The 12,016-nt window shown below is 67.0% G+C and carries 13 protein-coding genes and 1 other RNA gene; 10 read left to right on the plus strand and 4 right to left on the minus strand.

The annotated features are described in order from the left end of the window. Positions 1–32 precede the first annotated feature (32 nt). Positions 33–539, minus strand: coding sequence for a c-type cytochrome (locus RXV90_RS13545; RefSeq protein WP_316649307.1), 507 nt, complete (start codon positions 537–539; stop codon positions 33–35). A gap of 115 nt (positions 540–654) precedes the next feature. Here RXV90_RS13545 and RXV90_RS13550 point away from each other — a divergent pair, with 115 nt between their 5' ends. Then, positions 655–1,488, plus strand: coding sequence for a prephenate dehydratase (locus RXV90_RS13550; RefSeq protein WP_316649309.1), 834 nt, complete (start codon positions 655–657; stop codon positions 1,486–1,488). 106 nt (positions 1,489–1,594) lie between these two features. After that, the gene (locus RXV90_RS13555; protein WP_316649310.1) at positions 1,595–1,840 is read left to right on the plus strand and encodes a hypothetical protein; all 246 of its coding nucleotides are present in this window, start codon (positions 1,595–1,597) and stop codon (positions 1,838–1,840) included. Here the strand turns inward: RXV90_RS13555 and RXV90_RS13560 are convergent. Next, positions 1,822–2,307 carry a hypothetical protein gene (locus RXV90_RS13560; protein ID WP_316649311.1) on the minus strand — a complete coding sequence of 162 codons (486 nt, stop codon included), beginning with the start codon at positions 2,305–2,307 and terminating at the stop codon, positions 1,822–1,824. The genes RXV90_RS13555 and RXV90_RS13560 overlap by 19 nt on opposite strands. Before the next feature lie 14 nt (positions 2,308–2,321). Continuing rightward, complete coding sequence (gene nudC, locus RXV90_RS13565; RefSeq protein WP_316649312.1) at positions 2,322–3,275, minus strand: NAD(+) diphosphatase; 954 nt, start codon at positions 3,273–3,275, stop codon at positions 2,322–2,324. A 110-nt stretch (positions 3,276–3,385) separates the two neighbouring features. On the opposite strand from nudC, the gene RXV90_RS13570 reads away from it, so the two are divergent. The 5 genes from RXV90_RS13570 (at position 3,386) to RXV90_RS13590 (ending at position 9,168) form a co-directional block, all read left to right on the plus strand. Beyond that, a complete protein-coding gene (locus RXV90_RS13570) occupies positions 3,386–4,111 on the plus strand; it encodes a DUF1028 domain-containing protein (protein WP_316649314.1) in 726 nt (241 codons plus the stop codon). Between the two features lie 151 nt (positions 4,112–4,262). Next, complete coding sequence (locus tag RXV90_RS13575; RefSeq protein ID WP_316649315.1) at positions 4,263–6,242, plus strand: bifunctional 2',3'-cyclic-nucleotide 2'-phosphodiesterase/3'-nucleotidase; 1,980 nt, start codon at positions 4,263–4,265, stop codon at positions 6,240–6,242. A gap of 156 nt (positions 6,243–6,398) precedes the next feature. Then, positions 6,399–7,403 carry an ABC transporter substrate-binding protein gene (locus RXV90_RS13580; protein WP_316649316.1) on the plus strand — a complete coding sequence of 335 codons (1,005 nt, stop codon included), beginning with the start codon at positions 6,399–6,401 and terminating at the stop codon, positions 7,401–7,403. Positions 7,404–7,529: 126 nt separating this feature from the next. After that, positions 7,530–8,324 (plus strand): ABC transporter ATP-binding protein, encoded by a 795-nt coding sequence (locus tag RXV90_RS13585; RefSeq protein ID WP_316649317.1) that lies wholly within the window; start codon positions 7,530–7,532, stop codon positions 8,322–8,324. Between the two features lie 10 nt (positions 8,325–8,334). After that, positions 8,335–9,168 (plus strand): ABC transporter permease, encoded by an 834-nt coding sequence (locus RXV90_RS13590; RefSeq protein ID WP_410482368.1) that lies wholly within the window; start codon positions 8,335–8,337, stop codon positions 9,166–9,168. Here RXV90_RS13590 and RXV90_RS13595 read toward each other — a convergent pair. Further along, positions 9,108–10,019, minus strand: coding sequence for an alpha/beta hydrolase family protein (locus RXV90_RS13595; RefSeq protein ID WP_316649318.1), 912 nt, complete (start codon positions 10,017–10,019; stop codon positions 9,108–9,110). The two genes, RXV90_RS13590 and RXV90_RS13595, sit on opposite strands and share 61 nt — an antisense overlap. Before the next feature lie 75 nt (positions 10,020–10,094). Here RXV90_RS13595 and RXV90_RS13600 point away from each other — a divergent pair, with 75 nt between their 5' ends. The 3 genes from RXV90_RS13600 (at position 10,095) to rsgA (ending at position 11,946) form a co-directional block, all read left to right on the plus strand. Further along, the gene (locus RXV90_RS13600) at positions 10,095–10,646 is read left to right on the plus strand and encodes a TetR/AcrR family transcriptional regulator (protein WP_316649321.1); all 552 of its coding nucleotides are present in this window, start codon (positions 10,095–10,097) and stop codon (positions 10,644–10,646) included. Between the two features lie 43 nt (positions 10,647–10,689). Next, positions 10,690–10,786, plus strand: an RNA gene (ffs, locus tag RXV90_RS13605) — signal recognition particle sRNA small type. Between the two features lie 143 nt (positions 10,787–10,929). Beyond that, positions 10,930–11,946 carry a ribosome small subunit-dependent GTPase A gene (rsgA, locus tag RXV90_RS13610; protein ID WP_316649322.1) on the plus strand — a complete coding sequence of 339 codons (1,017 nt, stop codon included), beginning with the start codon at positions 10,930–10,932 and terminating at the stop codon, positions 11,944–11,946. Positions 11,947–12,016 lie beyond the last annotated feature (70 nt).

Below are 12,016 nucleotides of genomic sequence, written 5' to 3' on the forward strand. Positions count from 1 at the left end.
CCGGGCATTCGCAAATCCGGGTAAGGGACGGATCAGCCGCCGATCGTCGCCAGGTAGGCGATGAGGTTCGCGCGATCCTCGACATCCTTCATGCCGGAATAGGACATCTTGGTGCCCGGCGCGTAGTCGCGGGGGCTTTCAAGGAAGCCCGAGAGGTTTTCCGGCGTCCAGTCGCCTTCCATCGACGCAAGCGTTTCGGAATAGCCGAAGCCGCCGACCGCGCCCTTGTCGCGCCCGACCACGCCGTAAAGGTGCGGGCCGGTGCCATTGGCGCCGTCTTCAAGCTTGTGGCAGGCCTGGCACTGGCGCCACAGGCGTTCGCCCGCGCCGGCATCCGCAGAGGCATAGACCTCTTCGAACGGCACTGCGGCCACTTCCTCGGCTTCGCCGGCCTCTTCCTCGACCTCGATCGAATAGGCCTGCTCGCCATGGCCCTCGACGTGATAGAGCCCTTCGGCCGCCCATTTGGCCAGAAGCAGGATCAGGAACGCGCCGCAGAACGCCCCAAACGCCTTGGTCATGGTCATTGTGTCGAACATGTGTGTGTCCCAGCGTATCTCGATTTCGGCGGTATCTATCCGCTTCCCTCGACGCTCTGCAAGGGATATGACCCGCGACCAAACGACCATCCCGGCGAAATTGCAGACGAAAACCATGACCCAGAGAATCGCGTTTCAGGGAGAACCGGGGGCCTATTCGCATCAGGCCTGCCACGAGACGTTTCCCGAGGCCGAGCCGGTGCCCTGCCCGACCTTCGAGGATACGGTGGCCGAGGTGCGGGCGGGGCATGCGGAGCTTGCGATGCTTCCGGTCGAGAATTCGATCTACGGACGGGTGGCGGATATTCACCGGATGCTGCCCGAAAGCGGGCTGCATATCATCGCCGAAGCCTTCGTGCGGGTGCATATCAACCTTCTGGGGGTGCCGGGCGCGAAGCTTGAGGACGTGAAGGAGGCGCATTCGCACCTTGTTCTGCTGCCGCAATGCGCGGCCTTCCTGCGCGAGCACGGCATCCAGGGCCGGGTGAGCCCCGACAATGCCCGCGCCGCGCGCGAGGTGGCGGAGCGGGGCGACCGGCACGTGGCCGCGCTGGCCTCGGAACTGGCGGCGGAGGTGTACGGGCTTGATATCCTCGCCGCCCATATCGAGGACCATGCCCACAACACCACGCGGTTCCTCGTCATGGCGCCCGAGATCGACATGACGCGGCGGGGCGAGGGGACGATGATCACCTCGTTCGTGTTCCGGGTGCGGAACATTCCCGCCGCGCTTTACAAGGCGATGGGCGGATTCGCGACGAACGGCGTCAACATGACGAAGCTGGAAAGCTACATGGTGGACGGGTCGTTTTCGGCCACGCAGTTCTATGCCGATATCGAGGGCCACCCCGACGACGAGAACGTGAGGCTTGCGCTGGACGAACTGGGCTATTTCACCAGCGAACTGAAGATACTGGGCGTGTATCCATCGGACCCCAGGCGCCGCTGAGCGCGTTGTCGCGCAGGCGTTTACCAACTTCGGCAGAAATGCGGTGAACGCCACATTTCTGCCACAATCATTTTGTCTAAACTTGTATTAGTAAATCGGGTATCGAGTGAAAGGTTACGAAATGCTGGCCAAGGCGAACCCCACAGGGAAACAATCGGGCGCCACGCGGCAGGTCTATCTTCAGAACGATCCGACACAGAACGCGTTTCGCATGCTGGTGTCGCTTCTGGATGACCGCGAGCTTCTCGATCTAGAAGACGACCTCGACCTCTATCAGCGGTCCGGCCTGATGTCGGAAACGCTTGGACAATTACTCTCTGACGCTCAGCCGGGTTACTCTGAAGTCGCCTGAGCCGTTTCCCTATCGCGCGCGCGCCGTTCGGCGTCGCGCGCGACGCGCCCCACCTGTTCCGAAAACGTCTTTCCGATCGCCGGCGCCTTGAGGCGCAGGGCCGCGAGCGCGGCGGTGTTGCGCAGCCCCGAGGCGGACAGTTCCGCCTTGACCGAAAGGCGGCATTGCCGGCGGGAGAGCGCCGTCACCTCAGCCACGAGATCGAGGGTGAAGCCGCCGCTTTTGGCCCCCATGACGAGGCGGCCGGGCGGGGCATGTTCCACGATCCAGAGATCGGCCCCGTCGATCTGGGGCACGGGTTTGTAGGCCACCTGCCAGCGCAGATCCTCGGGCCCCGCGCCCTCGGCGGTGCGCGTCACCTCGATGCCGCGCCGCAGGAGCTGGCGTTCGAAATAGGGGGTGTCGGTCAGAAGCGCGAAGGCCCTGTCGGCGGGAAGATCGAGATCCTCTGTCGCAGTGAGTTTCATGAGGCCTTTCCGGTTCAGTCGAGGCTGTCGGACAGCCAGCGGGTGACAAGGAAATGGGCGATCGAGCCCTTGCGCGCGGCGCGGATATCGGTGCGGTGGCCCGCGACGATTTCCATCATGTCTTCGCGCGAGACCCAGAGCGCGGCTTCGATTTCCGCCGGGTCGATCGTGATCTCGCGGCTGGTGGCGTGGCCGTGGCAGCCGATCATCAGGGAGGACGGGAAAGGCCAGGGCTGGGAGGCGAGATAGGACACCTCGCCCACGCGGACCGAGGTTTCCTCGAACACCTCGCGGCGGACGGCGGCCTCGATCGTCTCGCCCGGTTCGACGAAGCCCGCGAGCAGCGAATACATGCCCTCGGGCCAGCCCGGGGAGCGGCCCATCAGCACGTTGTTGCCGTGGGTGATGAGCATGATCACCACCGGGTCGGTGCGCGGGAAGTGATGCGCGCCGCAGGCCGGGCAGGTGCGCTGCCAGCCGCCCTGGCTGATCGACGATTCGGCGCCGCATTGCGCGCAGAAGCGGTGCGTGACGTGCCAGCCGAGGATCGCCTTGGCGGTGGCCGCGAGTTCGGCCTCGCGGGCCGAGAGGCGGATCATGTTCTGGCGAAGCTCGGCGAAGGCCTGGGTGTCCGGCAGATCCGGGTGGCGCTGTTCGGAGGGGTCGACGAAGGCGCCCACAGTCTCGGCGGTCTCGCCCGGTTCCCAGCCCGAGACGTCGGCGGCGAAGCGCGGCGCACCATCGTCGAGGCCGAGGAACACGCGCGGCGCCCCGGCAAGGAGCCCGTGATCCGGCGCGATCCAGCCGCCCCGGCGGGCTTCGCCATCGGCCTCGAGAAGCGGCTTGCCGCGCCAGACAGGCATCACCTTCGCGCCCGGGTCTGCAAGAAGCGCCTCGGCGTCGCCGCGCCGTTCCGCCGCCCGGTCGAGGCCGGAGCCCCCGAATGTCACATGTTCCGCATCCTTCATGCCCGCCCCATGCCACGGGCGCGGGGTCTTGGCAAACCCCAAGCGGCCGTTCCCAGGCCGGCGCCGATCTGGCAAGCTCGTCCCGGCCAGGGAACACAGGAGACGGCCCCATGACCTATTCGATCGTCGCCCATGATCCCGCGACCGGTGAACTTGGCGTCGCGGTGGCCAGCTGCTTCTTCGCGGCGGGCGCCATCGTGCCGCACCTGTCGTCCGTAGTGGCCATCGCCACCCAGGCCTGGCCGAACCCGCTTTACGGCGTCGAGGGGCTGGGACGGATCGCTGCGGGCGAGGATCCCGCGCAGGTCCTGTCCGACATGTCGGCGCGCGATGCGGGGCGCGACCGCCGCCAGTGCCACATGATCGACGCCTCGGGCCGGATCGCGGCCCATACCGGGCAGGCCTGTTCGGACTGGGCGGGCCATGCCGCCGGCCCAGGCGTCTCGGCGGCGGGCAACATCCTTGCGGGGCCCGACGTCGTCGACGCGATGGTCGCGGCCTACCTCGACAGCGCCCGGCTTCCGTTCGCCGAGCGGCTTCTGGCCGCGCTCGATGCCGCCGAGGCGGCGGGGGGCGACCGGCGGGGGCGGCAGTCGGCCGGGCTTGCCGTCACGCGGGGGCAGGACTGGCGGCATCTCGATCTGCGCGTCGACGATCACGCCGATCCGCTTTCGGAGCTGCGCCGGCTCTACGACGTGGCCGGAGAGATCTACCTGAAGGTCGCGGACCATTTGCCGACGCGCGAGGCGTTCGGCCGTCTTCCGCCGGATGCCGTTCCCGGCCCGGAGGATCCCGGGCTGTCGCGGTCGCGGGCCTGGGCGCGGCCAGCCGGCTAGACCGCCTCGCGCGCCACAACCATAGGTAGATTTTTCTTCCAATGCCTCCCTTATCTGGTAGTCTAGCCAAGGTCCGCTCTATGTGAAAGGTCACGGCGGTGCTACGGTCGCTTTCCAGAAGAACGCAGAGTCTTTTCCAGGGAGCCCCGCCATGCCAATCCGCACGATCCGTTCCATGAGCCGCCGCGAATTCATCGCCTCCTCCGCCCTAGGCGCGTCCTTCACGATGCTGCACCCGTTCTCGGCCCGTGCCGCCGCGAACCAGGCGCATCTGAGGATCATGGAGACGACCGACCTGCACGTGCATGTCTTTCCCTATGACTATTATTCCGACCGTCCGGTGGACACGGTGGGGCTGGCGCGCACGGCGGCGCATATCGCGGATGTCAGGGCGGAGGCCACGAATTCGATCCTGCTCGACAACGGGGATTTCCTGCAGGGCAACCCGATGGGCGATTACATCGCCTATGAGCGCGGGATGAAGGAGGGCGACATGCACCCCATCATCTCGGCCATGAACGCGGTGGGGTTCGATGCCTCGACGCTGGGGAACCACGAGTTCAACTACGGGCTTGATTTCCTGATGAAATCGCTGGCGGGCGCGGAGTTCCCGGTGGTGTCGGCCAACGTGGTGAAGGAGGCGGGCGGCAAGCCCACGAATGACCAGACCCTTGTGCCGCCCTATGCGATGATCGACCGGGTGCTGACCGACGGGGCGGGGGTGGAGCACCCGATCCGGATCGGTCTGATCGGCTTCGTCCCCCCGCAGATCATGCAGTGGGATGCGCGCCACCTGACCGGCAACGTCACCGCGCGGGACATCGTGGAGACCGCGCGCGCCTGGGTGCCGCTGATGAAGGAGGACGGGGCGGATATCATCATCGCGCTGTCGCATTCCGGGATCGGTGCGGCGCAGTACAGCGAGGGGATGGAAAACGCCTCGATCCCGCTGGGCGAGATCGAGGGGATCGACGCGATCCTGACGGGGCATTCGCACCTCGTCTTCCCCGGCCCCGCCTACAAGGAGACGCCGGGCGTCGATATCGACGCCGGGACGATCCACGGAACGCCCGCCGTGATGGGGGGATTCTGGGGCTCGCACCTGGGCGTGATCGACCTGATGCTGGAACGCGACGGAAACGCCTGGCGGGTGGCCGCGCACACGGTGGAGACCCGGCCCATCTCGCAGCGGAACGAGGACCGGTCGGTCACCGCGCTCGTGGAGAGCGAGGAGGAGGTGCTGGCGAGCGTCGCGGATGTGCACGAGGAGACGCTGGAATACGTGCGCCGCGCGGTGGGCAAGACGGCGGCGCCCTTGCACAGCTATTTCGCGCTGGTGGCCGATGACCCATCCGTCCAGATCGTGAGCCAGGCGCAGAAGTGGTATGTCGAGGAGATGCTGAAGGGCACCGCCCATGGCGGCATCCCGGTTCTGTCGGCGGCCGCGCCCTTCAAGGCGGGGGGCCGGGGCGGCCCCGAATACTTCACCGACGTGCCGGTGGGCGACGTGGCGATCAAGAACGTGGCGGACCTTTACCTCTACCCCAACACCGTGCGGGCGGTGAAGGTGACGGGGCGCGAGCTGAAGGACTGGCTGGAACGGTCGGCGGGGATGTTCAACCAGGTGGAGCCGGGGAAGGCCGACCAGGTGCTTCTGAACCCCGATTTCCCGAGCTACAATTTCGACGTGATCGACGGGGTGCGCTATCAGATCGACCTGTCGGAGCCGTCGAAGTTCGATCCGAAGGGCGAGCTGATCAACCCTGATGCGAACCGGATCAAGAACCTGACGCGGGCCGGGAAGCCGGTGACGGACGACCAGGAATTCGTGATCGCGACGAACAATTACCGCGCCGGCGGCGGCGGGAACTTCCCCGGCGCCTCGCCCGAGACGGTGATCCTGGAAGCACCGGATACGAACCGCGACGTGATCGTGCGCTATATCGTGGAGCAAGGCACGATCGACCCGAAGGCGGATGCGAACTGGTCCTTCGCCCCGCTGCCGGGGACATCGGTTCTGTTCGACACCGGGCCCAAGGCCGCGGCCTATGCCGACCAGGTGCCAGGCGTGAAGATCGAGCCCGCGGGCGAAGGGCCGGACGGGTTTGCGCGGTTCCGTATCGGGCTGTGATCCCGCGTGCCGGATTATTGGGCAAATGCCTAAGCGAGTGTCAGAAACGGGCCTGAACGGCCCGTTTCGCCCTTGAAATCCGCGCGCCGAGACGCACAACTCCCTCTTGTCAGACGGGCCAGAGAGCCCGTTTTCAGAATCCTGGGGAGACCACGCATGTACATTCGCTCACTGGCCATGGCCGCCGCCATCGCCATCGCCGCGCCCGCCGCCTGGGCGCAGACGCAGGTGCCGTTCGCGCTCGACTGGAAATTCGAAGGGCCGTCGGCGGCCTATTTCGCCGCGATCGACAACGGGCATTTCGCCGAAGAAGGGCTGGACGTGACCATCGAGGCCGGGAACGGTTCGGTCAACACGATCCCGAAAATCGCGACGGGTGCCTTTCCGATCGGCTTCGGCGACATCAATTCGGTGATCAAGTTCCTCGACCAGAACCCCGGCGCGCCTGTGACGGCGGTGATGATGATCTACGACAAGCCGCCCTTTGCGATCGTCGGCCGGAAATCGCTGGGCGTTTCGGAACCGAAGGACCTGGAAGGCAAGGTGCTGGGCGCGCCGCCGCCGGATGGCGCCTGGGCGCAATGGCCGGTCTTCGTGGCCGAAACCGGCATCGACGCCTCTACCGTGACGGTGGAGCCCGTGGGCTTCCCGACCCGCGAGCCGATGCTGGCGGAAGGCAACGTGGCCGCGATCACCGGGTTTTCCTTCTCGTCGGTGGTGAACCTCAAGCGGCTGGGCGTGGAGGCCGATGACATCACGAACATCCTGATGGCCGATCACGGGCTGCAGCTCTATTCCAACGCGATCCTCGTCAACACCGACTGGGCGGCGGAGAACGGCGAGACAGTGGAAGCCTTCCTGCGCGCGGTCGCCAAGGGCTGGGCCGACGTGATCGCCGATCCGGCCGCCGGCATCGAGAGCCTGCTGGAGCGCAACCCTGCGGCGGATGCGGCGCTGGAGGAAGAACGGCTTCAGATGTCGATCGACCAGAACGTGATGACCGACTGGGTGAAGGCCAACGGCATGGGCGGGATCGACGCGGGCCGCATGGCCGCCGCGCTGGAACAGCTGGGCCAGACCTACGCGTTTCAGAACGCGCCCGATGCGTCGCTGTACTTCACCGATGCCTACCTGCCCGAGGGTGGGTTCAAGCTGAACTGAACTGACCGGCCCCGGCGCCGCTGGCGCGGCGCCGGACTTTCTTGCCTTCGGCGAGGATATTTCCGGCCACATGAAGCCCCCGGGGCGGTATCGTCCGGGGGCGTGGCGCATCAATCGGGGTGGGCGATGGCGGAGCCGCTGATCAACATCACGGGCGTGACCCATGCCTATAAGACGCAATCGGGCCCCCTGCCCGTTCTGGCCGGTCTTGACGTGGAGGTGCCCGAAGGCGGGTTCGCCGCCGTTGTGGGCCCCTCGGGCTGCGGGAAATCGACGCTGACGAAGCTGATCGCCGGGCTGATGAAGCCCGATGGCGGCGAAGTGCGGGTGCACGGGGAGCCGGTGAAGGGGCCGCGGTCGAACGTGGGCATGGCGTTTCAGAACCCGGTGCTTCTGGAATGGCGGTCGATCCTGAAGAACGTGCTTCTGCCGCTCGAGATCGTGCATTCGCCGCTCTCGAAGGCCGAGCAGGAGGCGCGGGCAAGGCGGCTTCTGGCGCTTGTTGGCCTTGAGGGGTTCGAGGAGAAGCGGCCCTCGGAACTGTCGGGAGGCATGCGGCAGCGGGCGTCGCTTTGCCGGGCGCTGATTCACCAGCCCGAGGTTCTGATTCTCGACGAGCCCTTCGGGGCGCTCGATGCCTTCACGCGCGAGGATCTTTGGCAGATCATGCACGAGGTGAAGAAGGAGGAGCCCTTTACCGGTGTTCTGATCACCCATGACCTGCGCGAGGCGATCTTTCTCGCCGACGAGGTGTTCGTTTTGTCGGGGCGGCCGGCGCGGACGCAGTACCGCATGACCGTGCCGATCGAGGGGCCGCGGGATATCGATCACCTCTACACCCCAGAGGCGGCGGAGATGCTGAACATCCTGCGCCACCAGATCGAGGTGGCCCAGGGGCGCGCGCCCGCAGAGGCCAGCTGAGGACACCCATATGGCTTATGTTCCCACGCAACCCGCCGGGCCCACGGAACCCGCCGCGCCCCGCACCGGGGTTCTGGCCTTCCTGACGAGCCGCGCCGTCGTCGCGCCGCTGGCCGCGATCGTCGTCTTCCTGATCCTCTGGGAGCTTCTGGTCTGGGCCGCGGGATGGCCGAATTACCTGATGGCCTCGCCCAGCGACCTGCCGGCGGCCTATATCCGGTTCTGGGACCTGTTCCTGGTGATGGGCTGGCAGACCCTGTGGCGGACGGTGCTGGGCCTGCTGCTCGCCGTGATCGTGGGCGTGCTGATCGGGATGGTGATGGGGTTTTCGCGGGTGATGCGCGATGCGCTTTACCCGCTTCTGGTGGGGTTCAACGCGATCCCGAAGGCCACCGTGGTGCCGATCGTGGCGCTTCTGTTCGTTGGCGCGCATGATTTCAACACGGTGCTCATCGCCTTCATGATCTCGTTCTTTCCGATCGCGGTGTCGGTTTCCATCGGGCTGTCGACGCTCGAGCCCGAATACCGGGATATCCTGCGCTCGCTGGGTGCGTCGAAGGTGGATATCTTCTGGAAGATCGCGCTGCCGAAGACCCTGCCGGAGTTCTTCGGGGCGCTGAAGGTGGCGGTGACGCTGGCCTTCATCGGGACGAACCTGATGGAGATCGTGAGCCCCCATGGCCGGGGGCTGGGGGCCCTGTTCGACAGCGGCAAGACCAATTCGGATTACCCGCTGATGTTCGCGGTTCTGATCGCCTTGGCGTTTCTCGGGATCGTCCTTTACTACATCGTCGTCGGGCTGGAGAAGATCTTCGCCGGCTGGGCGGAGCGCGAGGCGCACTGACCGAGGATGGCGGGCCAGTGTGCGGCATTCTCCGGCGAGAAGACCGCGATATGGCCGATCGGGCGCCCGGCGGGGCGGATCACGGCCTGGGATTTCCACGCTTCCGGATAGGTCTGTAACAGGCGCCAGACGGCGGCGGGCGGCACCATGCCGTCATCGGCGATGGCCACGGCGCGCAGGTGGCCGGTGAAGGCCCGGAACTCGGGCATCGGAAGCGTCGCGCCGATATCGCCGAGGTAGAAGCCGCGCGTGGTGCACCAGCGCCGCCATTGCCAGTAGACCCCGGCGGGAAGATCGGCGCCGAGGCCGAGGATCTTGCCCGGGAGGTATCCAAGCGCCGCCGCGGCGAGCGCGCCGGGACCGTTCCAGAAGAGATGGGCGCGCGCCTTCCAGCCAAGCGGGTGATCGGAGAGATGAACCGGCCCGGAGGCCACGGTGATCAGCCGGTCGAGCCGGGCGGCGCCTTCGTTAAACGGGACCATCATGCCGCCGATGGAATGGCCGATGGCCCAGACCGGCACATCGCCGACCGCCGCCTCGAGCGCGCGCTGGGCGGCGGGCTGATCGCGCAGCCCCCAGTCGGCGAGCGTCGCGGTTTCGTCGCGCATGGGGCGGGTCGCGGAGGCGCCGAGCCCCCGGTAATCGTAGGTCAGGCAGGCATAGCCCCGGTCAGCGAGCCAGGCGGCGAAATGCCGGTAGTAGCGGGCGGGAACGCCGGTTGCCGCGTGGAGGACGATGGCCGCGCGGGGCCGGCCCGCCGGGCGGAACAGCGTGCCCGTGAGCGTGGCGATATCGGCGCGGAAGGTCAGCGTTTCCACTGCGGGCGCGAGGGCGCGGATCGGGGCGTTCATGGGAGTCTCCGTCTAGACCGTTCGGTCTGCTACCATGCCTAGACCATTCGGTCTAGAGCGGATATACGAGATCTCATGACGGACCACTCCACGAAATCGCGACTGATCCTGGCGGCGGCGGAGCTGTTCCGCATGCGCGGATATCACGGTGTGGGGGTGACCGAGATCCTCGAACGGGCGAAGGCGCCCAAGGGATCGCTTTATCACCACTTCCCGAACGGGAAGGCGGATCTGGCGATCGTGGCGGCGGAATGGGCGTCGGACGGGATGGTCGGGATCATCGACGAGGCGTTTCGCGAGGCCCCGACCTATGCCGACGGGGCCACGACGCTTTGTCACAAGCTGGCGAAGTTCTTCGACCTGTCGGGCGGCTGGGACGGCTGCCCGGTGTCGTCGATCCTTCTGGACGGCCCGGAGAACGATGCGTTCCGCGCTCAGGTGGCGCGATCCTACGAGACGTGGGTGGCGCGGGTCGCACAGCATGGCACCCGCCTGGGCCTTGCCCCCGAAGAGGCGCGGTTCAGGGCAGAGACGCTTCTGATCGCGATCCAGGGGGCCTGGACGCTGGCGCGGGCGCGCAAATCCTCCGACGTGCTGCGGGGGATACCGGCGCGCATCCTGGCCTGAGGGCCGATTGCAAAAGCGGCGGAAACCCCCTATATCCCCGCGTGAGAGGTTGGCGCGGGCAGGCGCCTCGCCAACCCGGTCAGGTCCGGAAGGAAGCAGCCGTAACGAGCCCCGCTTGGGTCGTTGTCCAGCCTCTCACCCCAGAGTCTGAAGCTCTTGTTCGAAGGATGTCCATGAGGGCCACCCGGGCATAGGCGGCCACCGCGGAAGCGGGCGGGCCGGATCGAGAGAAGCCGCCACTGGCGGGCTTTTTCCTTGTTTGCTTCATGCTCAGGACAGTTCAATGACACTTACGCTTCGGGATCTCGGATGGTCCCCCCATTTTGCCCGCCAGATCGAGGACGGGCCTTCCCTTGACCTTTACCGCGTGGCCGCCGTCGACCGCGACAGGATCGCCGCGCTGGGGCCGGGCGGCCCCGTGACGCTTCTGCCCGACCGGCCGGTGGGCGAGATCGCCGTGGGCGACTGGATCGCCGCGGAGGATGGCCGGATGGTGCGGCTGTTCGAGCGCGAGACGGTTCTGAAACGCCGGGCAGCGGGGGTGGAGGCGCGGGTTCAGCTGATCGCCGCCAATGTTTCCACCCTGTTCATCGTGTCGTCCTGCAATGCGGATTTCAACGAGGCCCGGCTGGAGCGCTACCTTGTGCTGGCGCGGGAGGCGGGATCCTACCCGGTGATCGTGCTGACGAAGGCGGATCTGGCGGAAGAGGCGCGCGATTACGTGCGGCGGGCGGAGGCGCTGCAACCGATGCTGACGGTGCTGGCCGTCGATGCGCGGCAGGATGCAGAGGCGGTGATGGCCTGGTGCGGGCGCGGGCAGACGGCGGCGCTTCTGGGATCGTCGGGCGTGGGGAAGACGACGCTGATGAACGCGATGACCGGCGGGGCGGAGGCGACGCAAGGGGTGCGGGAGGACGATGCCAAGGGGCGGCATACGACGACGCGGCGTTCGCTGCGGGCGATGACGAATGGCGGGTGGCTGATCGATACGCCGGGGATGCGGGCGCTTCGGCTGACGGATGCGGAGGCCGGAATCGACGAGGTGTTCGGCGATATCGTGGAGCTGGCCGGGGCGTGCCGGTTTGCCGATTGCGCGCATGAGGCGGAGCCGGGATGCGCGGTGCAGGCCGCGATCGCGGCGGGGGCGCTGGAGGACGGGCGGCTGCGGCGGTGGCGGAAGCTTCAGAGCGAGAACCGGCGGAACACCGAAACCGTGGCGGAGGCCCGGGCGCGGGACAAGTCGTTCGGGAAGATGGTGCGGGAGGTGATGAAGGAGAAGACGGGGCGGAAGGGGCGGTGAGGCCGGGGCGGCGCTTGCCCGGCTGGACCGGAGCGACGAGCCGGGACGGCGCATGCCCGTGGGCTGGCGC

The organism is Ovoidimarina sediminis, from assembly GCF_032586175.1.
In the GTDB taxonomy this organism is placed as follows: domain Bacteria; phylum Pseudomonadota; class Alphaproteobacteria; order Rhodobacterales; family Rhodobacteraceae; genus Ovoidimarina; species Ovoidimarina sediminis.